Below are 22,354 nucleotides of genomic sequence, written 5' to 3'. Positions count from 1 at the left end.
CATAGTTCATGCCCTAGGTCACTTTAAACCAAATAAAATGTTAAGCCTAAATTCGTTATTTGGAACGTCTCAAAGGTACGATGAACCAGGTGAGCTGCAAAATATATTATTGAAAACAACTGGGCTGAAAACCCAAGAATCAAGGTGTTCCGTTTTTATTGTTTTATGTTTTCCAGCTTGATGCGATGATAGTCTTGCATATATTTAAAACTATGGATAAATGTATAGCGTATAAATCTTATGGAGCGGTGTCATACAATCAGAATCAGAAGCTTGCCTGTTGATGCCATTTTTGGAAGAGCCTATTGCGGCAATTTACATCTTTCCTAAAAATAAACCCTTACAAACGGTGCCCAAGGATCTGCGTAGATACTTTTGTCTTTATCGTATAAGACATCATATCTAATCCCAACCGCCACATTGTGAGACCTAAAACCAGCGCCCAAAAACAATCCGGGGTACCAATAGTTTTCATCAGCAATGTTCAATCTATCATCCCATTTTCGGTTAACGTTGAGCTCTTCAAATTCTGCCGATAATTGAATTTCGGGAATGGGATTGAACAAGCCAATCAGGCTTCCTCCAAAAACGGTCGACTTGTAATAGTTTTTGCGTTTGTTGTACGTGCCATTAAGTCCAACCCCTAGTGCAAACTGTGGGTTGAATTGGTAAATAGCACTTGGAGCCAATGTGCCACTAAAAAAACCATCACCAAAGCTCAATCCAATCCCGCCTCCAAACCGGACGTGATTCCAGAAATCTGTAGAAGATTGACCTGCATTTATTTGTGCCAAGCCGTTTAAGGTTAATGATATCATAATAATACAAGAAAACAAGGTTTTATTTAGTGAGAATCGCATAAATTTGGTATTTTGTTTATTGATACAGTTATATCATATAAATATACTAAAAGCAATTCTTATTTTGCTAAAAGTTGTATTTTTGAATAAAATCTGAAAACATCTGAACGTTTTACAAAATGATGGATAAATATTCCTTTTTAAATGCCGCTCACTCAGCTTATTTTGCTGAATTATACGATCAATATTTACGAAACCCAGATATCGTTGAACCAAGTTGGCGAGCCTTTTTTCAAGGTTTTGACTTTGGATCAGAAAACAGTGAGGCCGTCTATGATGATGGCGCTGTTTGTATTTCGCCTGAAGTTCCTGAACACATGCACAAGGAATTCAATGTTATAAGACTAATTGACGGGTACAGAAATAGAGGCCATTTGTTTACAAAAACCAATCCGGTTAGAGAACGAAGAAAATACGAACCTACTTTAGCTATTGAAAACTTTGGACTTCTTCAAGAAGATTTAAAAACTGTTTTTTCAGCAGGTGAAATTTTGGGTATTGGACCTCAGACCTTGGAAAGTATCATTACGCATCTTGAAAAGATTTACTGTTCTTCCATAGGGTTGGAGTATATGTACATCAGAAATCCGAAAGAAATTGAATGGATCCAGAAAAAGCTGAATATCAATGATAATCAGCCAAACTTTTCTGCTGATCAGAAAAAGCATATTCTGAGCAAATTGAATGAAGCCGTAACGTTTGAAAGCTTTTTGCATACTAAGTATGTAGGACAAAAACGCTTTTCATTGGAAGGTGGCGAATCTCTGATTCCTGCGCTTGATGCGCTTATTGAAAGTGCCGCAGAAATAGGGGTGAAAGAATTTGTTATGGGCATGGCACACAGAGGCCGTTTGAGTACGCTGATCAATATTTTTGGAAAATCGGCTAAGAATATTTTTAGCGAATTTGATGGAAAGGATTATGAGCAGGAAGTATTTGATGGCGATGTAAAGTACCACTTAGGATGGACGAGCGATAGAGAATCTAAAGGGGGCAAGAAAATAAACTTGAACATTGCGCCGAACCCTTCTCATTTAGAGACTGTAGGTGCCGTGGTAGAAGGAATTGCTAGAGCCAAACAGGACGATAAATATGCTGACGACCCATCACAGGTGTTGCCTATTATTGTTCATGGTGATGCTGCTATCGCAGGGCAAGGATTGGTTTATGAAGTAATTCAGATGGTAAATTTGGAAGGGTACAAAACCAATGGTACCATTCATATAGTAATAAACAATCAAATAGGGTTTACAACTAATTATCTTGACGCCCGTTCAAGTACTTACTGTACTGATGTGGGTAAAGTCACTTTGTCACCAGTATTGCACGTTAACGCTGATGATGTTGAAGCCGTAGTGCATGCCATGTTGTTTGCCTTAGATTTTAGAATGACTTTTAAGAGAGACGTATTTATTGATCTCTTAGGGTATAGAAAATACGGACATAATGAGGGTGACGAGCCTCGTTTTACCCAACCTAAATTATATAGAGCCATTGCAAAGCATGAAAATCCGAGAGAGATTTATGCTGATCTTCTTATTAAAGAAGGCCTTGTAGATAAGGATTACGTCAAAAAATTAGAAGAAACTTATAAGGCTTCTTTAGAAGAAGAATTAGAGGATTCGCGTAAACAGGAAAAAACGGTCATTACAGCATTTATGCATGATGAATGGACTGGCTATGAATACGCAGATCTTAATATGATGATGCAAGATGTAGATACAACGGTTTCTGAAGAGAAATTATCTAAGATTGCAGAAGTTATTTCCACTCTGCCAGAAGACAAAAAATTCATACGTAAGATAGAGCGTCTTGTACAATCCAGAAAAACCATGTTTGATGAAAATAAGTTGGACTGGGCTATGGCTGAGCATTTGGCCTACGGGACACTATTATCTGAGGGTCATGACGTTCGTTTCTCGGGTCAGGATGTTGAACGCGGCACCTTCTCACATCGTCATGCCGTTATAAAAGTGGAAGACAGTGAGGAAGAAATTGTTCTGTTGAACCATATTAATGATGAACAAGGTAAATTTTATATTTATAATTCATTGCTTTCTGAATATGGCGTTGTAGGATTTGACTATGGTTACGCCATGGCAAGTCCGAATACATTGACAATCTGGGAGGCGCAATTTGGTGATTTTGGAAATGGTGCCCAAATTATGATAGACCAATACATCTCCGCAGCAGAAGATAAATGGAAATTGCAAAACGGCTTGGTTATGTTGTTGCCACATGGTTATGAAGGTCAAGGTGCTGAGCATTCTTCAGGGCGTATGGAACGATTTTTACAGCTTTGTGCCAGTGATAATATGTTTGTGGCCGATTGTACAACGCCGGCAAATATGTACCATTTGTTGAGAAGGCAGATGAAGACCAACTTCAGAAAACCGCTCATTATTTTTACACCAAAAAGTTTACTGAGACATCCTTTAGTGGTTTCAACCGTCGATGAATTTGCAAATGGAAGTTTCCAAATGGTCATTGATGATGAAAAAGCTAAGGCGGATAAAGTGAAAACTTTGGTTTTTATGACCGGAAAATTCTATTATGATCTTTTGGAAGTTAGGGAAGAAGAGAAAAGAGAGGATGTTGCATTAGTAAGAATAGAGCAGCTGTTTCCTTTACCTGCAAAACAGTTGAGAGAGATCATGCAAAAATATAAAAATGCCGATGATATTGTCTGGGCACAGGAAGAGCCTCGCAATATGGGGGCGTATAGCTTTATGATGATGCATTTTGAAGAGGCCAAATCCTTTAGGTTAGCTTCGCGACGCGCTTATGGTGCGCCGGCAGCGGGAAGTGCAACACGCTCGAAACGCCGTCATAAAGAAGTGATTGATTATGTGTTTGACAAAACAAAAAACAACCAACGATAAATAAAAATAATACTAAAATATAGAATACGATGATTTTAGAAATGAAAGTTCCTTCACCAGGAGAATCCATTACAGAAGTAGAAATTGCAGAATGGTTAGTCGCTGATGGTGACTATGTAGAAAAAGACCAAGCCATTGCAGAAGTAGATAGCGACAAAGCTACCTTGGAGCTTCCAGCAGAAGCTAGTGGTACGATTACCTTGAAGGCAGAAGTAGGAGATGCGGTTGCCGTGGGTGCTGTGGTGTGCTTAATTGACACCGCTGCCGAAAAACCTTCAGGTGATTCAGATGCTAAGCCTGAGAGTACAGGTGATGAGGGTTCTGGTGACAAAGATGTTGAAAAAGAACTTTCCAAGGAACATAAGGAAACTCCGAATAAGAAGGATTCCGAAAAAGCACCAAACCCTGATCAAAAAACGTATGCTTCAGGAGCTGCGAGTCCGGCAGCCAAAAAGGTTTTGGCAGAGAAAAACATGTCGGCTTCAGATGTTCGAGGCACTGGTAAAGATGGTCGTATCACCAAGGATGATGCTGTAAAGGCAACCCCTTCAATGGGTACGCCAACAGGAGGGAATCGTGGTGTTTCACGTTCAAGGCTGTCTATGTTGCGTCGTAAAGTTGCAGAGCGTTTGGTAGCTTCCAAAAATGAAACAGCCATGTTAACCACCTTTAATGAGGTGGATATGACCGCAATTTTCAAATTACGTGAAGAGTATAAGGAAACTTTCAAAAGCAAACATGGTGTTGGCTTAGGTTTTATGAGTTTCTTTACCTTAGCTGCTGTTAGAGCCTTAAAAGAATATCCGGCAGTTAACTCTATGATTGATGGTCAGGAAATGGTGAGCTATGATTTTTGTGATATTAGTATTGCGGTTTCAGGTCCACGAGGACTGATGGTTCCAGTAATCAGAAATGCTGAAAACCTATCCTTCAGAGGCGTAGAGAACGAAGTAAAACGTTTGGCCATCAGAGCACGAGACGGAGAACTGACGGTAGATGAGATGACTGGCGGTACCTTTACAATCTCTAACGGTGGTGTTTTTGGCAGCATGATGTCCACACCAATTATCAACCCGCCACAAAGTGCAATTTTAGGAATGCACAATATTGTGGAACGTCCTGTAGCAATAGATGGGCACGTCGAGATTAGACCAATCATGTATTTGGCGGTGTCTTATGACCATAGAATTATTGACGGAAAAGAAAGTGTTGGATTCTTAGTGGCCATCAAAGAGGCGCTTGAAAATCCTACAGAGCTCTTAATGGATAATGATGTTAAGAGAGCATTGGAATTGTAAATTAAAAAAGACAATAAAATACAAAAGGGCAACTTAAATATTAAGGTGCCCTTTTTTATTGTCCTATATCAAACAGATTTGAATGTTTAAGAAGGATAACTCAAATTCAACAAAAATTAACCAGAATATTTGCAGTTATTATCAATATAGCACTCGTTATAAGCCCTATGATTAGTAAACGATTGCCACTTTCGAAATTATTTTTCATGATTTTCATAGGTTTTAAGAAATTTAGGTTCTTCCTATTAACTTATTTAGAGGTGTACCCTCACAGAAATCAATAAGCTTATTGAAATGTAAAATTCGGCATTAAACGGACGTTAAACAATACGTAGTTCTACGTATTTTTGAACGATAGTGCTTAAAAAATAAAGCCCTGAATCAGCAAAGATCCAGAGCCTTATAAATAATTCCCCTAAGAATTAATAGCAATGTAAATTTCGACTATTTAATAACACCAAACAATACGTAGTTCTACGTATATTTTGATCGATTTTGACTTTTTCTTAGAGTATTCTTACTAAATGACGATGAAGTACATCTACTTTTATCCTAATAAATATAAACGCTGTTTAGACAATCACTTAACTTTAAGTGAAAAATAGATAGTAGAAGATGCACTTAAAATGGGAGCAAAAAAAGGATCGAAAAGATACTAATCATGTTTTCATGCCAATCGGTTTATAAAAAAGCTCTGGATCAGTTACAATCCAGAGCTTTTTGATTCCCCTAAATAGAAATTGATTAATAGCTCTGTAAATGTCGTGATTATAATAATGCTAAACAATACGTAGAACTACGTATTTTTACCAAGAAACTCCTCGTTTTCCTTAGCGAAAAGGGCTAAACTGCCAACTTTGGACTCTAAATCCAATTTTCTAATAATATGGCTCTTGTGTTTTTCGACGGTTCTGCTTGAGATAAAAAGAATGCTGCCGATTTCTTTTGCCGTTTTATTTAAAGCAATAAGTCTCAATACTTCAATTTCGGTGGGAGTAAGTAATTCAAGTTCTTTTGGAGGCTCAACTATTTCTAAATATTCAATGAGCTCAGGACTGAAATAGGATTTTCCATCTAACACCGCTGCAATACAATTTTCAATTTCCACCAACGCAAACTCTTTAAGTACATAGCCATAAATCTCCAGTGCTTTTGCTTGATTATAAATCTGTTCATCCTTTTCAAATGTAATCAAAATGATTTTGGTGGGAAGTTCTAATGCCTTGCATTTTTCTGCAATTTCCAAACCGGTCATAAATGGCATCTGAATATCTAAGATGGCAATTTTTGGCTGCTTGGATTTGATCATTTCAAAGGCGTCCCTGCCATTTACGGCGCTTCCGATAAGATTATATTCCTTTTCAATTAAAAAATCAGTCAGACCTTTAAGGATAAGAGGATGATCGTCTGCTATTATGATAGAGGATGCCATGTGCTATTAATAATAAGTATAGGGACTTAAATATAACTCTAATATATTGAAAACGAAGGAAAATTATTACAGTTTTAAATACACATAGCGTTTGTTATAGTCAATAATAGCTTTTGCTTTCTTCAAAATATCGGCACCTATAATGCCATCTACAGGCTTTGAATTATAGTTTAGAAGTGCTGTATTGACGTGGGTCAAATTGAAAAGTACCAGAGCTACTTTGTCTTTTTTCCACTTTCCTATTTTGAGTTTGTTCTTCTTAGAAATCTGTGTCAACATATCCGATGCGCCGGCGCCGGCTGCTTTGACTTCAGAATCCTTTGCGGTAAGTTTAAAAGTTTCAATAGCTTCAAAACCTACACAGGAATTGGAGGCACCAGTATCTAAAATAAAAAGACCTTTGACTCCGTTTAAGGTTGCTTTGATTTCAAAATGATTTGTTTTGGTCAATTTCAATTTGACTTTAACATAGCCTTTTTCCAAAAGAAAATCCTGAAGGGACAGATCGTTGCAATCAATCATTTAAGTTAGTTGTTTTGTGATTTTTAAACCATAAAAATAAAACAAATAACACTGCAATCATCCCAAAGAAATAATAAATGATGTTTCCACGCGTAACGGGAGGTTCAATCTTACCATAATATACAAAGGCACCCCAGTAGTAAGGCGATTTTTTGGTAGTGCTAATGGATGGGTTCTGTAAATAATCGAGTTTTGATTGCCGGTTTGCAAAATGAGCCGATTTTGTTTTCTCAAAAGATGTGTAGTACAAATCCATTAATGTTGCTGTTGATGCATCGTTGATTTGCCAAAGTGAGAATAATAGGTTTTTGGCACCTGCATATTGAAAGCCACGTGCAATGCTCATAGCACCTTCGCCTTTTTGTAATTTCCCAATTCCAGTTTCGCATGCACTTAAAATGACAAGCTCGGGCTGGATATCTAAGCTGTATAATTCGTTGACTGTTAAGGGTTGATCGTAAAATGCAATACTGGCTGGATTTATAAAATCACCACCAGTGGCATGGGTTGACAAATGTAAAATGCCAAAATCTGCAGCGGTTTTTAAAAATTCAGTTTTAGTAGCTTCAGTATGCATTAGTACCTTAGCTTCGTCAATCTCTTGGATGGAATGCGCTTCGTCAACGGAATAGCGAAGCTCTTGATTGCTATTTTCAAAGACAGGAAAAACACCAAGAATCTGATGGTTGGACGACTTTTTTCGATCTTGGAGATAAAAATTAATATTAGAGTTGTAGACAACATTGTTGGAAGTGACCAGAAATGGCATCTTTGAAAAATTGTTAGTCTCGGTAGACTCAGTAAGCAAAGTCTCAAAAGGGACGAAATTTAAGAGGCCATCGGGAATAATAATAAGATTGGGTTGCGTGACTATCTGATCAAGTTTTAAGATTTTATAAAGCTCAAAGGCTTGAAAAGTGAAGCTATTGACGTTATTGTTTATGACAGATGCATGGTCAAATAAATGAATGAAATCAGTGATGGCTTTTGTAAACTGCGTATTCAATTCAATTTTAGAAAGTTGATGTGTGCCTGCTGTAATTGAGAATTTATATAAGGCTTTGTTACCATAAAAATATACGGCAAGAGCTGCTTGGTCAAGCTCCAATTGGTTTGATAGCTTTACAAAATCAATGGTCTGATTTTGCGTGGCACCATATTTATCGTTAATGGCTTGAGCTACGGATTTTAATGCAATGCTTACTTCCAGTAACTCTTTGTTTAAACTCTCGTTTTGTAAGGACTGATACCCCAACTTGGTTTTGATCAAAACATCGGTAAGCCGTTCTTGTTCTTTCAAAAGTTCTTGCTCTTTAAGCAAAAGACGGTCGTTGGGATGTTTAGACAGCAATGACTTTTTCTGAAACACTTCATGTAAAACAGCGGCCTTATCTTTTTCAGCATAATTTAATGCGCGATAAAAAAGTTTAGGATTTGGGTCTTTTTCATATGCGTCAAACAATAAATCAATACACCATTCACTGCGCTTTCTATTGCTATTTAAATTGGCCAACTTTGATTCCTGAGAGGTCAGACTGGAAGTGAGTAGATTGGTAACATAAAAGCTCAGGTCATAATATGCCAATGCATTCTCAATTTGAGTTTGCAACCGGGCCTTAAGATCAAAAATATCTATTAAGGTATTTTCTGCATAAAGATCTGATTCTTCAGGGAGTTTTTGATTGTGATAATTGGGAAGCAATAATCTTAAAGCATTTTCCAAAAATAAATCTGCGTTATCAAAGTCATTCAAAACATAATACAATTGGGCTTCTTCCATATCCCGTTTTGCCATGGCTCTAATGGTGAGCTCTTCGTTGTTCTGGAATTGTTTTGACCGTTGGAAATGTTCCAATGCCTTAGTATGATCCTTGTTTTTGAGGGCCAGCTGGTAGGCCAATCTGTGTTTTGCGAACGGCTTTTCAATAATTGGCATATCCTGGTTTTTAGGGATATCTTTATCAATCTGGCTTTTCAGAGCTAAAGCACTAAAGGCTTTTAAATTGGTTAACTTTTCTTCCTGCAATTTGCTAACTCCCGAAATACGCTCTCCTTTTGCCACCATCTTTAATACTGATGAATGCATTCCTCGCGTTTGGTATAAAGCCGACAAATTGATTATTCCTGCAATATTTTGAGCTTTATTTTTACTTTTTTCAGCTAATCCAATGTACTGATGAATGGTGTTTTCGGCATTGGTATAATTATTTGTCTTTGTGTATAAATTACCAAGCGGTTTTAAGCAATATTCAATGATATCAAAATCTGATATAATTGAAAGCTCATGGTAGCTATAACGTTGCCAAGCCTCTTCGTAGGTGGAAATGGCTTTTCTTAACTGATTGGTGTCTTTGAGGTAGAATGCCTTGTTGCATTGTAAGAACACGAGTGCAAGTTGTTCGTCCTTACTTTTAATCTCAGACTTAAAATTATTTTCCTGCTGTACTAGACGTTGGTAAGAGTGGTCGTTTTTGTTGGCAATAAATGCTTCAGTGGCACTGTAAATCTGCTCCTCCAAATTTTGGGACAAGGTAACTCCGCTAATAAAAAAGATGATGAAGCAGATGCTTTTCATTCTTAAGATTGTATTGTTTTAAAATGGACCATTTTGAATTGCGATTTGTTCTTTAATACCGACTATGATCTTAAAAGTCATATCAATTTGACTTAAAATTTCCAAATTGCATAAAACTGAAGATAATTAAAGTCTTCCTTTAAATTCAGCACATATCTTGCGCCAAGACTGGGGCCAATCCGAGCAAAACCGCCAGTAACATCAAGTAATAAGCCCGTTCTGAAATTGTTGAAACCACTACTATGACTACTTTTTGTGAGTTGGGTCTGCATGACGTATTCATCTGTAATACCTTCAAATTGTTCAATCAAAATTTCCTGATCCTGTTTTTTACTCAAAGAAAACATGCCTTGTAATCCGGCGCCAATCCCAAAATAATTATTGATATTGTAACGCACAAGTACTGGAATTTCCCAATCGACATTTTGAAAATGTGAGTTTGTGGTGGTGCGCTGCAATGATCTCTGTTGAGCCATGTCGATAATTTCATCAAAAACATGCGTCTTGGCGTCATAGTTATGGAAGCTGTTTAACAATTCTACTTGCCAATACCAACGATAAGATTTGTAAGGCGAAATTGTAGCGCCTACAAAGTAGCTTTCAGAGTTTTTTAAATCTGAATATGCATTGTACCCGACTTTTGCACCTATGGAGAGTCCGGGAATAAAACGGGTAGTTGAGTAGTTGGTGATGATTGGGTCGTTCTTATCAAAATAAATAGCGGTTTGACTTTTGGTGCTCTTCTTATGAAAATCCTTGGCAAACTTGATGTTATATTTTACAAAGCCTTTGGTAGAATCGTAATCTTTGACATTTTTTTGTTCACTGCCAGGGAGGTAGATGTTTTTAAATGTGAAAATAGCTTTCTTATCGGTAAAGGCGGTGTCTAAACAACTATAGCGCACTTCATAATCGGGACAGATTTCGCACTTGGGATACATATCTGTGACCTCGATGGATTGTTTGTCCAATATTTCAGGAATATCGGTTTCCAATCGGATGGTCCTTGCTGGCCCTTCGCCATTATTTTGGAACTTGATTTTGTATTTTAAAGTCTTAAAACGTACTGTACGGTAGTTCATGAAAGTGCCGTTACTTGACATTTTATTGGGGTCGTGGGAAGTGACAATTTCCATTTCCATATCTTTTACCTTATGGTTGTCAAAATTGGCATCAGGCACATAAACTCCCCGTATCGAAATAATGGCACTCGTATCTTTTAGCATTTCTGGAGGGGTTTTTAAGGTGAAAAACAGATTTCGTTCTTCGTTGGGTTCCATATTCTGAAACTCTAAGGTTTCCCAGTCTCTATATTCGGCCTTAGCATCCTCAAGTGTGAACTGTAAATTGGTCTTGATGGTGGTGTCTTGGACCTGACCTTTTAAATGCTGCTGATTTCTATCTGCGGAAGCGACAAAATCTCTATCTGAATCATGGGTGGTATTGGTATAGACAAAATCAGTTTCGTGTACCTGATTTTCATTGTGATACATTCTAATATCTACCACTTCAAAATTATCTGCTTTATACTTTTGCTCGTTATAAAACATAAATAATTTTCCGTTTGTGGTGTAGTTTAAGTAGTTTTTATAGCTTAATACCACAACAATTTCTTCTTGGGGCATGGGTTCTCTGTTGCGGATTAACATTAAATCCTCGGTCATGGAAGCTTCATCCTGGTATGATGGATCGGGGTTATTGACGCTAATTTTTTTAGGACGGGTGGTGGGCGGCTTTCCAGTGTCATAATTATTGGTGGCCCAAAGCTTGACGTCGTAATCACCCGCAGATTTATAAGTGTGTTCTGGGTTTTCTTCCTTGCTGTACTTGCCGTCACCAAATTCCCAGAAATGAGAGTAAAAGGCTTTTGGCGCCCCCGCAATTTGCTCTAATGTTGGCGTTTGTGGCGTAAATTGAATGGTATTGCCAAGGACTTCATGCTTTATGGTTGCTATACGAGAGAGGCTGTCATGCGAGGCTTCTGTTTGTGCGAAAAGCCATTGACCACAACAGCAAAAATAAATGACGGATAAAAAGGTTCTCATGTTAAAAGCATTGATTCCTTGCTAAAATACAAAAAGCGATGGTCTTGACAACCATCGCTTTTCTGCAGGTTAAATTAAGGCAAATTATTTACTATTGATATGAGTTCAGCTTCTGTAGCTACTGTAGATTCTTCAATGCTAAAGGCGGTGACCTGATTTTCGGCAATTGTTACTGCTTTTGTTGCATAGCGCCAAACACCATTATCTTCGGTGACGAAAATTATATGGCAATCCAAACCGATAGGTATTTGTCCGTAATGCTCACTGAACAGTCCGTTGTCAAAAGTGTCCAATAAAGCTAGGCCTGAATCTTCACCATCATATGATAAATATACCGCACTGTTTTCATAGGTGTATCCAAGTGGTGGCTGTATTTTAATGGTGGTTTTGGGACGCGGATCACTATAAAAACGATCAATATTGGTCCATCCAAAATTTTGCACAAAGGCAAGGTAATTTCCACCTTGAATAAATAAACCAGCTTCACCTGCTACATCACCTTCTTCTTCCCAGGTTAAATCGCCGTTATCGTCAATACTGCCTTGCCACATGATCATTTCAGGATCATCGCCACCTGTTAGACTTGTTGGTACTTTAATTATCATTGGACAATTAATCTCTAAGGCAATACCATCTTGAGTGGCTTCAAAATAGAATTCACCTCCCGTAACGAGCATGGCTTTATCACCGTTTGACATACGGCCCATGGTTGGTTTATTTGTGGTAATCATGTTTCCTTTTTCAAAGATCTCAACGTATTCCAAGGCTACAGCTCCGGTGACCGGGTTTCCGTCTTTAGAAAGGCAATTGGCATATATGGAGACTTCCACTCCATTGTTAGTGGTTAAAGAGATGTAGCCGTCATCAGCGTTAAATTCAAAGTGTTGCGTAATATTTTCTAAACTTTGGGCTCTGATACCTGCAAACTGTTGCGCTGTGGGCGGCATAATTTGGGCGGTATAATCATTGTCATTAAGACTGCAACTTGTTAATGTTAGCATGAGCAAAGTCAATGTGGTCAATACTAAAGCTATTAAGCTTATCTTTCCGAAAATTGTTTTTAAATATTTCATAATTAATGGATTTTAATTGTTGTCATTTTTATATCAACAGGGCAACGATTTTGTTACCCTGTTTACGGAATATTTAATCTGAAAGGCCGCTTTTAATGATCTTAGAGGTAATAATATCACCACGTGCAACTAAATGGATCATTCTACGCGCCGCATTTTCCGAAGCAGAATAGCCCTGGGCATGACCATGGGCGCTGCTCACTTCCCATAAATAAATTCTTTTGGCATTTTGTTTGACATCTGTTTCAAGCATAAAGTAGCTTTGAATGGTCTTTTCAAGAATAACTTCTCCAGTACTGACAAGCGCAATCATTTTTGTGGCATGTGCCGCACTGGTTGAGGTTCCGGAATAGTAAGTGTGATTTGTTTTTACGTTCCATTCGTAGATTTGAATAAGATGATCTACGGTCATCTTAGGGTCATTGTCAAAATTGTTAAGACTTGCGTTATCATTAAAAGCATTCATTTGTAAAAATGATAAAAGAGCAGCTGCGATAATTAAGATTGAATTTTTCATAATGAGGAGTTTTTGGATTAATTTATATTCTCTTCAGCGTCGTTTCCTTTGCTGATTCAACCTTATATCAAAACCCGTTAAGAATTGTTACCCCTATATTTGAAACTTTTTTTACTTTAGTAGAAAATACGAGGGTTGATGAGCCAAAAAATAATTCACCAAGACCAAAAATATGTTGAGGGTTTAAAGCAAAACAACAGTTTTGTAATTCAATCCATCTATGAGAAATTTGCACCTAAGGTTATCAATTATATCAAGCAAAATAGTGGTGATGAAGACCAAGCAAAAGATGTGATCCAAGAAACAATCATGACCATCTATAATCAGGCACATGAAAAGAATCTTCAGTTAACATGTCCGTTTGATGCCTATTTTTTCTTGCTCTGTAAACGGAGATGGTTAAATAATTTAAAGAAAAGTGATACAAAAGGGGTAACAATTAATGAAGCATTGCTATCTGATGGTGACGACGCTTTAGAACTTGTTTTTGAAACCAGGTTAAATGAACAGCAACATGAGCTGTTTGAAGACATGTTTCAGAAATTAGGACAGGCTTGTAAAGATTTGCTCAAAGCATCTTTTAAAATTAAATCAATGCAAGAAGTTGCTGAAAGTATTGGAGTTACCTATGCTTATGCGCGAAAAAAGAAATCGCTATGCATAGGCCAGCTTACTAAAATGGTCCAGGCGTCGCCAAAATACCAACATGTAAAACCCTAACCATGCAAGAACAAGACTTTATATTATTTGACGATTATCTTTCAGGAAGCTTAGATACTGAAAGTATCCAAGCGTTTGAAAATCGGCTTAATACAGATCCTGACTTCAAATTGGCTTTTATTGACTACCAGCAGGCTGAAGCTTTTTTGGAACATAAGTTCAAGAACGAAGAACAAACACAGCACTTTAAAGAGAACTTAGAGCGTATTTCTTCAGGGTATTTTGAAAAGAAAGCATCTGGAAAAACTAAAGTGTTACGCATAAAACCGTGGTACTATTCAGTTGCAGCCGGTGTTATTTTGCTTTTTGGTGTTGTGATTGCACAGCAGTTCTCGAGCCCAACCTATGATGATTTTGCAAATTATGGCACTATTAGCTTGACGGTTAGGGGCAGTGACAATGCTTTGCAGAACCAAGCAGAAAAAGCCTTCAACAACAAGGATTATAAGGATGCTGAACAACATCTTAGTCAATTACTTCAGAAAGATCCGAATAATTTGGAGCTTCAACTCTATAAGGCCATCTCATTGGTGGAATTAAATAGGTATGACGAGGCCGATAAACTCTATCAAAATGTAATTCAATCGCCATCCGTTTATAGCACCAAAGCGAAATGGTATTTGGCATTAAGCAAATTGAAACAGAAAGATGAATCTGCAAGTATCGCCGTTTTAAAAACGATTCCTGAAGACGCTGATGATTTTCAAAGTGCACAGAAGCTTCTAAGAAAGTTACAGTAATACTAATTTAATTTTGAAACGCTGTATAGAAAGCGCTGTTGTGTTTTTCTATGATGCTGTGATTGAACTATTTGGCCTTAGCTATGGAATTTATGAACAAGTTTAAATGCGGTATTACATTTATACTTGGTTTAAAAGGTACATTCGATTGAAATTTGATCTTTTAACACTGTAGCCGTTAATTAAGGTTATTTGCAAAAGAACCTATATTTTTGCAAGATGATTGTAACAGATACCCACACTCATTTATATAGTGATGCTTTTGACGAAGACCGAAAGGGAATGATGGCACGTGCCATAGAAGCCAATGTGACCCGTTTTTTTATTCCTGCCATAGATTCTACTTACACAAAAGCCATGCTTCAATTGGAAGCCGATTTTCCAGATCATGTTTATTTGATGACGGGTTTGCACCCCACTTCAGTCAAGGAAAACTATAAAGCTGAGTTGAACCACGTTGAAGATCAGCTTTCTCAGAGGAAATTTATCGCCATTGGAGAAATCGGCATCGATTTGTATTGGGACAAAAGTACATTGCAAATCCAGAAAGACGCTTTCAAACATCAAATACGTCTGGCAAAACAGTATCAATTGCCCATTGTCATCCATTGTAGAGATGCTTTTGATGAGATATTTGAGGTTTTGGAAACTGAAAAATCTGAGGATCTATTTGGTATCTTTCATTGTTTTACGGGTGACTTGGAACAGGCAAAGCGCGCTATTTCATTTAATATGAAGTTAGGTATTGGCGGCGTGGTTACATTTAAGAATGGTGGTATTGACAAGTTTTTAAATCAAATAGATTTGAGGCACATCGTATTGGAGACAGATTCTCCGTATTTGGCGCCAACACCATTTAGGGGAAAACGCAATGAAAGTGCCTACATAATAAATGTGCTTGAAAAAGTATCTGAGCTCTATGGACTATCCGAAGAGAAAATTGCCGAAATTACCACTGAAAATTCAAAAGCCATTTTTAAAGTCTAAACATGTCTAGCCAAAAACCCAATATTTTATTAATATATACAGGCGGAACCATTGGTATGATTAAAAATGCCGATACAGGTGCTTTAAAAGCTTTCGATTTTAGTAATTTGCTCAAACAAATACCCGAATTGAAGCTTTTAGATTGTAAAATCAAGACGGTTTCTTTTGAAAAACCAATTGATTCCTCTGACATGAATCCCGATTACTGGGTTCAAATAGCCGAGCTTATCGAGCTCTACTATGAGGATTTCGATGGTTTTGTTGTTTTACACGGTAGTGATACGATGAGTTATACCGCTTCTGCGTTAAGTTTTATGTTAGAGAATTTAGCCAAACCGGTCATTTTTACGGGCTCGCAATTGCCTATTGGCGATTTGCGTACGGATGCCAAGGAGAATCTGATTACCACTATTCAAATGGCCTCTCTACGACATCGTGGTAGGCCAGTAATCAGAGAGGTTGGGCTTTATTTTGAATATAAATTATACAGAGGTAATCGGACCACAAAAATCAACGCTGAGCATTTTGAAGCCTTCGAATCTTTAAATTATCCTGATTTAGCAGAATCCGGAGTGCATTTAAAAGTGTCAAAAGAGTATCTTTTTAAACCGAATGTCCGTAAAAAATTTAAGGTTCATAAAAAACTTGAAAACAATATCGCCTTAATAAAGATGTTTCCTGGGATTTCAAAATCCGTGTTGGAGTGTATGTTTTCGTCACCTGATATAAAAGGAATCATTTTGGAAACCTATGGCGCTGGGAATACAACCACAGCCAATTGGTTTATTAATCTGATCAAACAAACCATAAAAAAGGGTATTCCTGTCATTAATGTGACACAATGTTCGGGCGGAAGTGTTATTATGGGACAGTATGAAACCAGTTCACAGCTCAAAAATATTGGTGTCATATCAGGTAAAGACATTACAACAGAGGCAGCAGTGGCCAAATTAATGTATATGTTAGGAGAGAAAATTTCACTTAAAACGTTCAAAACCATCTTTGAAACCTCCTTAAGAGGGGAAATGTTTTAAAATTAACGTATAAAATTTTTTACGCCAATATTTTTTTTCGTTATTTGGCAAAGCAATTGAGCTGTAAATTTTAGAGAGGTGGCCGAGTGGTCGAAGGCGCACGCCTGGAAAGTGTGTACACCTCAAAAGGGTGTCGAGGGTTCGAATCCCTTCCTCTCTGCAATTTAATTTCGAGCGGAATCAGAATTTCAATTGAAATTTATTTTGCAATCTATGGGTAAGATTAAGGATTAACCACAATATTAAATCTGAGATACTCTCCCGTATTTTTATTTTTTAATTGCAATTTTTTTATATCTTTAACACTTTAACTAATAAAATTAAGATCAGAACAATGAAAAGACTATTTTCTACCCTAGCCATTGCAGGAATCATGGCTTTCGGAACTGTAAGTGCAAATAACTATGCGGCTACAGCGTCAATGGCAACTACAACTGTTGCAACAGTAACTCAAGAAGATGAAACTACGGCTACGTCTGGAGAAGAAGAACTTGGGTTTCATCAAGAATTAAAGAAACGTTTTATTGAAGGTGGCCCTGGCTTTATGGGTATCGTATTGCTTTGTTTGATTTTAGGACTTGCAATTGCCATTGAAAGAATTATCTTTTTAAACTTATCAACTACAAATACTAAAAAATTAGTACAAAATGTAGAAGATGCTTTACAATCAGGTGGTATTGAAGCTGCAAAAGAGGTTTGTAGAAATACAAAAGGACCTGTTGCCTCAATATATTACCAAGGATTGGATCGTGCAGATGAAGATTTGGATGCTGCAGAAAAAGCTGTTATAGCTTACGGTGGCGTACAAATGGGACAGTTGGAGAAAAACGTGTCTTGGATTTCATTGTTCATTGCATTGGCACCAATGCTCGGTTTCATGGGTACGGTTATTGGTATGATCCAGGCCTTTGATAAAATTGAAGCAGCTGGAGATATGCAGCCTTCACTTGTAGCTGGTGGTATTAAAGTTGCACTTTTAACAACGGTATTTGGTCTTATCGTGGCAATTATCCTTCAGGTATTTTACAACTATATCATCGCTAAGATTGATAGTATTGTAAATGACATGGAAGATGCATCTATCACTTTGATGGATATGCTCGTGAGATACAAAAGATAAACCGCACAATAAAAGAAAATTATGAATTTACACAGAATATTAAAAATAGTAGCGGGACTTTTGGGGCTTGCAGGTATTATCTTTTTAGTGATGGTGATCTCTAAAGGTGATACGGCAATTCAATCGGCTGCTGCAGATGGCGATAGTGCCGTTCTTGATCCAATGCTTTATGTAACATATGTTATTTTTGCATTGACCATTCTTCTCGTTCTAATTTTCGTATTACAAAACTTGTTTACAAATACAGGTTCTTTGAAAAGTACGTTAATTGGAGTAGGAGCCTTTGCAGGAGTACTGATCATATCTTATATATTGTCTAGTGGCTCTGATGCCGGAGACTATTTCTATAATGGAGTTCCCGCAACAGAAGGTGAGGCACACATGGTTGGTGCAGGCTTGGTAGCATTTTACATTCTTATTATAGGAGCTGCTGTAGCAATGTTATTATCAGGAATCAAAAAAATCTCTAAGTAATTATGGCAAAAAGATCAGCACCCGAAGTTAATGCAGGATCCATGGCTGATATTGCATTCTTACTTCTTATCTTTTTCTTGGTAACAACAACCATTGAAACTGATACAGGTTTAAATAGAAGATTACCTCCTATTGACGATCAAGAGGTAGAGCCACCTATTATTCGGCAAAAGAACATCTTTACAGTGTTAATTAACGGAAAAAACCAGCTCATGGTTGAAGATGAGTTAATGGAGCTTAAAGATTTAAGACAGGCCGCTGTAGAGTTTTTGGACAATGGTGGTGGCACAGGAGAAGAAGCATGTTCTTATTGCCAAGGGAAGAAGGATCCAAAATCATCGGACAATCCTGACAAAGCGATTATTTCGTTAAAGAATGAGAGAGAAACCAAATATGGTACTTACATCTCCGTTCAGAATGAGTTAGTTGCAGCGTACAATCAATTGAGAGATAGAAGGGCCACAGAACTTTATGGAACCACTTTAAAGGAAATGGAAGCCAACTATAAAGATGTCAATTGGATAGGGAATAAAGACGCTCTGAAAGAGAAAATTGAAAGAGTTAAAATTGAATACCCTCAGAAGTTGTCAGAAGTTCAATAATAATTTAGAAAAACATCAATAATGGCCAAATTTAATAAAAAGAAGTCAGGCGAATTACCGGCAATATCAACGGCATCCTTACCCGACATTGTATTTATGCTATTGTTCTTTTTTATGGTGGCAACTACAATGCGTGATACAACGTTGAAGGTGGAAAACAAATTACCTTATGCTGACCAAATCGAGAAACTTGATAAGAAGGATTTGATAATGTATATCTATATTGGAAAACCTCAAGAGGCCTTCCAAGGACAATTCGGAACAGAATCGCGAATTCAGTTGAATGACAAGTTTGCTGACTTAGTTGATATTAAGGCGTTTATTGCGTCAGAAAGAGCCTCTAAAAGAGAGGAGCTGGTTCCGTTTTTAACCGTGGCACTTAAGGTAGATGAAAATGCCAATATGGGTCTGGTGAGTGACGTTAAGCAGGAACTTAGAAAAGAAAATGCATTAAAAATAAACTATACGACCAAAAAAGGTGATATATCTGAGAATAGGTAACATTAGTTTATTAGTTAAATAGTCTATAAAGCATCCTTATAAAATGGGATGCTTTTTTTATGGTATCAATTCAAATCCGCCGCATTATCAATTATATTTGTAGTATGAAAAGCTTTATATTTATTATTCTGTTTTCTTGTGCCACATCAATTCTGTTTGCGCAACAATCTGTTGATACCACTTTTGTAGATCATAAGTATAAAGAAGACCAGTTTTACTTTTCAATTACCTATGAGTTGCTAGGTAAAAAACCTAAAGCAATCAAACAAAGTGGCTTTTCTAGTGGGATTCATTTTGGAGTCATTAAAGACATGCCCATCAACCAACGTCGCAATAGGGCTATTGGGGTGGGCTTGGGACTATCTGTGAACTCCTACAATCAGAACATGCTGATTTCGTCTGACCCTGATGGCGGCTATACCTATCAGATTATTGATGAAAGTCAGATTACCATTAAAAGAAATAAATTTACCACCTATTTAATTGAGATGCCGTTTCAGTACCGATGGCGAACCTCAACTGCTCAAGATTATAAATTCTGGCGTATATACTCCGGTATAAAACTTGGGTATATTCTTTATAATTCCTCTAAATTTATCGGAAGTATTGATGATGTCAGGCTGAGTGAGATTGATGATTTTAACAAATTCCAATATGGACTCACCTTGAATGCGGGGTATTCTACTTGGAATTTTCACGTCTACTACGGGCTAAACTCCATCTTCAAGGATTCGGCAAAATTGGACGGAAAGGCCGTGGACATGAATAGTATTAAAATTGGTTTGATGTTTTATATACTTTAGTATTACTTAAACCAGGGATATACGCACGGTGTTGCTAACACTGCTTAGATGTGATTTAAACGGCTCTAGAGCCAGTAATTCAACAATACCAATTGTGGTACTAACCCAACGAAAAAGCCTACTAACAGCTCTGCATTGTTATGGGCTTTTAGGTGCAATCTAGACGTTGCAATGCCACCCATAATGATACACATCAAAGCAATAGTACCATTGATATTGATTTTAAAATGAATGCTCAATGCCACCGCAAACATAAAAAATCCTGCACTGCCAATCATGTGGATACTTGCTCTAAATTTTAAAATGGCCAAGAATAAACAGGTCAAGGTAGAGAAGAGGATACCGAGATAGAAGTAGTACAATTCTGGTATTTCGTCATAAGACAAGACCCTTTTTAAGATCAGGACCATGATCAATACATTTAGTATCAGGGGGGTGATGCGCTCTTTGCTCGTTTTAAGTTCCAAGGATTCCACTTTCTTAATAGTTTTGAGCAAAAAGTATAAGAGTATTGGTAAAATGATGGTGAGGATGGTTACCGAAAACAGCTTCGCTTTTATCACAGGCAGAGGAATAAAACGGGGTGTTTTTGAGAAATAAAAAATCACACCCAATAGGGGCATGAGTAGTGGATGGAAAATATATGAGATGCTTTTTAAAAGGTAATGAATCATAATTGTTTTCGTAATCGCGCTACAGATATGTCTAATTGTTCCCTGTATTTTGCAACGGTGCGTCGCGCGATAGGATAGCCTTTTTCCAATAAGATAGCCGCCAATTTTTCATCGGTTAGTGGCTTTCTCTTATTTTCATTTTCTATGACGGTTTCGAGAATTTTTTTAATTTCGCGTGTGGAGACCTCTTCACCTTGGTCGTTGGTCATAGATTCTGAGAAAAATTCCTTGATTAACTTCGTGCCGTAAGGAGTGTCTACATATTTGCTGTTTGCCACGCGTGACACTGTTGAAACATCCATATCTATTTCTTCAGCAATATCCTTTAAAATCATGGGTCTAAGCTTCCGCTCATCGCCAGTTAAAAAGTAGTCCTTCTGATAGTGCATAATAGCACTCATCGTTACAAATAAGGTCTGCTGACGCTGTTTAATGGCCTCAATAAACCATTTGGCAGCATCCAGTTTTTGCTTGATAAACATGACCGCATCTTTTTGGGACTTGGATTTGTTTTTGGACTCCCTATAGCCTTTCATCATGTTGCTATATTCTCTAGATACGTGTAGTTCTGGTGCATTTCTGCCGTTTAAGGTCAGTTCCAATTCGCCATCCACAATCTTAATGGCAAAATCAGGAACAACATGCTCAACAATTCTATTATTTCCAGAGTAGGAGCCACCCGGCTTAGGATTCAGACGTTCTATTTCTTCAATAGCATCTTTAAGTTGAAGCTCGCTAATGTCAAATTTCTGAATCAATTTTTTGTAATGTTTTTTCGTAAATTGATCAAATGCGGTATCAATAATCTCAATGGCCAATTCAACATCCGGATTTTTCTCTTTTCGGTGTAATTGGATACTTAAACACTCTTGCAAATTTCGGGCGCCTACGCCCGCAGGATCCAATTGATGTACCACATGAAGCACTTTCTCTATCGACGCTTCATCAGTAAAAACGTTTTGAGTAAAGGCCAAATCATCAGTAATATCAGATAATGATCGTCGGATATAGCCGCTTTCATCTACACTGCCCACCAAAAACTCAGCAATATCTCGTTCATCATCAGTTAACCTGAAAGTATTAAGTTGATTGGTCAAATATTGCGTAAAAGACGTCCCAGCGGCAAAAGGGATGTCCCTATCTTCATCATCTGCACTATAATTACTTACTTGAGTCCTGTAATCAGGAATATCATCGTCACTTAAGTACTCATCTACGTTGATGTCTTCACCAATTTGCTCATGCTCGTCAAAGTCATCCTGAGTATTGTCAAATTCATCCAGTTGGTTGTCAAATTCATCCGTTTCCTTACCAGCTTCCAAAGCAGGATTTTCTTCCATCTCCTGTTTTAAACGTTGCTCAAATGCTTGCGTAGGCAATTGAATCAGTTTCATCAACTGAATCTGTTGCGGCGACAACTTTTGTGACAATTTGAACTGTAAATACTGTTTAAGCATGCGTATTAAAAGATTTACTCTAAAAATAGAAAAAACAA

Annotated in this window: 20 protein-coding genes and 1 tRNA gene; 12 read left to right on the top strand and 9 right to left on the bottom strand. The window is 37.4% G+C overall.

Annotation, left to right across the window (positions count from 1 at the left end):
* Positions 1–326: 326 nt before the first annotated feature.
* The gene (locus tag H3Z82_RS03030) at positions 327–860 is read right to left on the bottom strand and encodes an alpha-ketoglutarate decarboxylase (protein WP_317172419.1); all 534 of its coding nucleotides are present in this window, start codon (positions 858–860) and stop codon (positions 327–329) included.
* A gap of 122 nt (positions 861–982) precedes the next feature.
* Between H3Z82_RS03030 and H3Z82_RS03025 the strand changes: the two genes are divergently transcribed.
* Positions 983–3,742: a 2-oxoglutarate dehydrogenase E1 component gene (locus H3Z82_RS03025; RefSeq protein ID WP_182202997.1), complete on the top strand. Its 2,760-nt coding sequence runs from the start codon at positions 983–985 to the stop codon at positions 3,740–3,742.
* Between the two features lie 29 nt (positions 3,743–3,771).
* Positions 3,772–5,040: a 2-oxoglutarate dehydrogenase complex dihydrolipoyllysine-residue succinyltransferase gene (gene odhB, locus H3Z82_RS03020; RefSeq protein ID WP_182202414.1), complete on the top strand. Its 1,269-nt coding sequence runs from the start codon at positions 3,772–3,774 to the stop codon at positions 5,038–5,040.
* Between the two features lie 796 nt (positions 5,041–5,836).
* Here odhB and H3Z82_RS03015 read toward each other — a convergent pair.
* From H3Z82_RS03015 to H3Z82_RS02990, 6 genes are all read right to left on the bottom strand, one after another.
* The gene (locus tag H3Z82_RS03015) at positions 5,837–6,472 is read right to left on the bottom strand and encodes a response regulator transcription factor (protein ID WP_182202413.1); all 636 of its coding nucleotides are present in this window, start codon (positions 6,470–6,472) and stop codon (positions 5,837–5,839) included.
* A 66-nt stretch (positions 6,473–6,538) separates the two neighbouring features.
* Entirely contained in the window at positions 6,539–6,994 is a 456-nt protein-coding gene (locus H3Z82_RS03010; protein ID WP_182202412.1) for a retropepsin-like aspartic protease, read from the bottom strand.
* Positions 6,987–9,569: a CHAT domain-containing protein gene (locus H3Z82_RS03005; protein ID WP_182202411.1), complete on the bottom strand. Its 2,583-nt coding sequence runs from the start codon at positions 9,567–9,569 to the stop codon at positions 6,987–6,989. Before H3Z82_RS03005 ends, H3Z82_RS03010 begins: the two co-directional genes overlap by 8 nt.
* A gap of 92 nt (positions 9,570–9,661) precedes the next feature.
* On the bottom strand, positions 9,662–11,614 hold the full coding sequence (locus H3Z82_RS03000; RefSeq protein WP_182202410.1) for a DUF7849 domain-containing protein: 1,953 nt from the start codon (positions 11,612–11,614) through the stop codon (positions 9,662–9,664).
* 74 nt (positions 11,615–11,688) lie between these two features.
* The gene (locus H3Z82_RS02995; RefSeq protein ID WP_182202409.1) at positions 11,689–12,687 is read right to left on the bottom strand and encodes a hypothetical protein; all 999 of its coding nucleotides are present in this window, start codon (positions 12,685–12,687) and stop codon (positions 11,689–11,691) included.
* A 73-nt stretch (positions 12,688–12,760) separates the two neighbouring features.
* Entirely contained in the window at positions 12,761–13,204 is a 444-nt protein-coding gene (locus tag H3Z82_RS02990) for a hypothetical protein (protein ID WP_182202408.1), read from the bottom strand.
* 138 nt (positions 13,205–13,342) lie between these two features.
* On the opposite strand from H3Z82_RS02990, the gene H3Z82_RS02985 reads away from it, so the two are divergent.
* The 10 genes from H3Z82_RS02985 (at position 13,343) to H3Z82_RS02940 (ending at position 20,185) form a co-directional block, all read left to right on the top strand.
* Positions 13,343–13,924, top strand: coding sequence for an RNA polymerase sigma factor (locus H3Z82_RS02985; protein ID WP_182202407.1), 582 nt, complete (start codon positions 13,343–13,345; stop codon positions 13,922–13,924).
* Positions 13,925–13,926: 2 nt separating this feature from the next.
* A complete protein-coding gene (locus tag H3Z82_RS02980; protein WP_182202406.1) occupies positions 13,927–14,664 on the top strand; it encodes a tetratricopeptide repeat protein in 738 nt (245 codons plus the stop codon).
* A 219-nt stretch (positions 14,665–14,883) separates the two neighbouring features.
* The gene (locus H3Z82_RS02975) at positions 14,884–15,651 is read left to right on the top strand and encodes a TatD family hydrolase (protein ID WP_182202405.1); all 768 of its coding nucleotides are present in this window, start codon (positions 14,884–14,886) and stop codon (positions 15,649–15,651) included.
* A 2-nt stretch (positions 15,652–15,653) separates the two neighbouring features.
* Positions 15,654–16,685, top strand: coding sequence for an asparaginase (locus tag H3Z82_RS02970; RefSeq protein WP_182202404.1), 1,032 nt, complete (start codon positions 15,654–15,656; stop codon positions 16,683–16,685).
* 72 nt (positions 16,686–16,757) lie between these two features.
* Positions 16,758–16,845 (top strand) — tRNA-Ser (locus H3Z82_RS02965).
* A 174-nt stretch (positions 16,846–17,019) separates the two neighbouring features.
* Entirely contained in the window at positions 17,020–17,805 is a 786-nt protein-coding gene (locus tag H3Z82_RS02960; RefSeq protein ID WP_182202403.1) for a MotA/TolQ/ExbB proton channel family protein, read from the top strand.
* A 21-nt stretch (positions 17,806–17,826) separates the two neighbouring features.
* On the top strand, positions 17,827–18,279 hold the full coding sequence (locus tag H3Z82_RS02955) for a hypothetical protein (RefSeq protein ID WP_182202402.1): 453 nt from the start codon (positions 17,827–17,829) through the stop codon (positions 18,277–18,279).
* A gap of 2 nt (positions 18,280–18,281) precedes the next feature.
* The gene (locus H3Z82_RS02950) at positions 18,282–18,881 is read left to right on the top strand and encodes an ExbD/TolR family protein (protein WP_182202401.1); all 600 of its coding nucleotides are present in this window, start codon (positions 18,282–18,284) and stop codon (positions 18,879–18,881) included.
* Positions 18,882–18,902: 21 nt separating this feature from the next.
* Entirely contained in the window at positions 18,903–19,382 is a 480-nt protein-coding gene (locus H3Z82_RS02945; protein WP_182202400.1) for an ExbD/TolR family protein, read from the top strand.
* 104 nt (positions 19,383–19,486) lie between these two features.
* Positions 19,487–20,185 (top strand): porin family protein, encoded by a 699-nt coding sequence (locus H3Z82_RS02940; RefSeq protein ID WP_182202399.1) that lies wholly within the window; start codon positions 19,487–19,489, stop codon positions 20,183–20,185.
* Between the two features lie 65 nt (positions 20,186–20,250).
* Here H3Z82_RS02940 and H3Z82_RS02935 read toward each other — a convergent pair whose 3' ends face one another.
* Together H3Z82_RS02935 and rpoN are read right to left on the bottom strand one after the other, a co-directional pair.
* Positions 20,251–20,859 (bottom strand): hypothetical protein, encoded by a 609-nt coding sequence (locus H3Z82_RS02935; protein ID WP_182202398.1) that lies wholly within the window; start codon positions 20,857–20,859, stop codon positions 20,251–20,253.
* Positions 20,856–22,316 (bottom strand): RNA polymerase factor sigma-54, encoded by a 1,461-nt coding sequence (gene rpoN, locus H3Z82_RS02930; RefSeq protein ID WP_182202397.1) that lies wholly within the window; start codon positions 22,314–22,316, stop codon positions 20,856–20,858. Before rpoN ends, H3Z82_RS02935 begins: the two co-directional genes overlap by 4 nt.
* Positions 22,317–22,354 lie beyond the last annotated feature (38 nt).

This window comes from Gelidibacter maritimus, from assembly GCF_014062315.1.
Classification (GTDB): Bacteria; Bacteroidota; Bacteroidia; order Flavobacteriales; family Flavobacteriaceae; genus Gelidibacter; species Gelidibacter maritimus.
This window is presented reverse-complemented; position numbering and strand designations above follow the sequence as displayed.

What these genes read in the sequence shown, in the direction of transcription:
- H3Z82_RS03030 (WP_317172419.1), bottom strand. Translation starts at nt 860, where the DNA reads ATGCGATTCTCACTAAATAAAACCTTGTTTTCTTGTATTATTATGATA.
- H3Z82_RS03025 (WP_182202997.1), top strand. Translation starts at nt 983, where the DNA reads ATGGATAAATATTCCTTTTTAAATGCCGCTCACTCAGCTTATTTTGCT.
- odhB (WP_182202414.1), top strand. Translation starts at nt 3,772, where the DNA reads ATGATTTTAGAAATGAAAGTTCCTTCACCAGGAGAATCCATTACAGAA.
- H3Z82_RS03015 (WP_182202413.1), bottom strand. Translation starts at nt 6,472, where the DNA reads ATGGCATCCTCTATCATAATAGCAGACGATCATCCTCTTATCCTTAAA.
- H3Z82_RS03010 (WP_182202412.1), bottom strand. Translation starts at nt 6,994, where the DNA reads ATGATTGATTGCAACGATCTGTCCCTTCAGGATTTTCTTTTGGAAAAA.
- H3Z82_RS03005 (WP_182202411.1), bottom strand. Translation starts at nt 9,569, where the DNA reads ATGAAAAGCATCTGCTTCATCATCTTTTTTATTAGCGGAGTTACCTTG.
- H3Z82_RS03000 (WP_182202410.1), bottom strand. Translation starts at nt 11,614, where the DNA reads ATGAGAACCTTTTTATCCGTCATTTATTTTTGCTGTTGTGGTCAATGG.
- H3Z82_RS02995 (WP_182202409.1), bottom strand. Translation starts at nt 12,687, where the DNA reads ATGAAATATTTAAAAACAATTTTCGGAAAGATAAGCTTAATAGCTTTA.
- H3Z82_RS02990 (WP_182202408.1), bottom strand. Translation starts at nt 13,204, where the DNA reads ATGAAAAATTCAATCTTAATTATCGCAGCTGCTCTTTTATCATTTTTA.
- H3Z82_RS02985 (WP_182202407.1), top strand. Translation starts at nt 13,343, where the DNA reads ATGAGCCAAAAAATAATTCACCAAGACCAAAAATATGTTGAGGGTTTA.
- H3Z82_RS02980 (WP_182202406.1), top strand. Translation starts at nt 13,927, where the DNA reads ATGCAAGAACAAGACTTTATATTATTTGACGATTATCTTTCAGGAAGC.
- H3Z82_RS02975 (WP_182202405.1), top strand. Translation starts at nt 14,884, where the DNA reads ATGATTGTAACAGATACCCACACTCATTTATATAGTGATGCTTTTGAC.
- H3Z82_RS02970 (WP_182202404.1), top strand. Translation starts at nt 15,654, where the DNA reads ATGTCTAGCCAAAAACCCAATATTTTATTAATATATACAGGCGGAACC.
- H3Z82_RS02960 (WP_182202403.1), top strand. Translation starts at nt 17,020, where the DNA reads ATGAAAAGACTATTTTCTACCCTAGCCATTGCAGGAATCATGGCTTTC.
- H3Z82_RS02955 (WP_182202402.1), top strand. Translation starts at nt 17,827, where the DNA reads ATGAATTTACACAGAATATTAAAAATAGTAGCGGGACTTTTGGGGCTT.
- H3Z82_RS02950 (WP_182202401.1), top strand. Translation starts at nt 18,282, where the DNA reads ATGGCAAAAAGATCAGCACCCGAAGTTAATGCAGGATCCATGGCTGAT.
- H3Z82_RS02945 (WP_182202400.1), top strand. Translation starts at nt 18,903, where the DNA reads ATGGCCAAATTTAATAAAAAGAAGTCAGGCGAATTACCGGCAATATCA.
- H3Z82_RS02940 (WP_182202399.1), top strand. Translation starts at nt 19,487, where the DNA reads ATGAAAAGCTTTATATTTATTATTCTGTTTTCTTGTGCCACATCAATT.
- H3Z82_RS02935 (WP_182202398.1), bottom strand. Translation starts at nt 20,859, where the DNA reads ATGATTCATTACCTTTTAAAAAGCATCTCATATATTTTCCATCCACTA.
- rpoN (WP_182202397.1), bottom strand. Translation starts at nt 22,316, where the DNA reads ATGCTTAAACAGTATTTACAGTTCAAATTGTCACAAAAGTTGTCGCCG.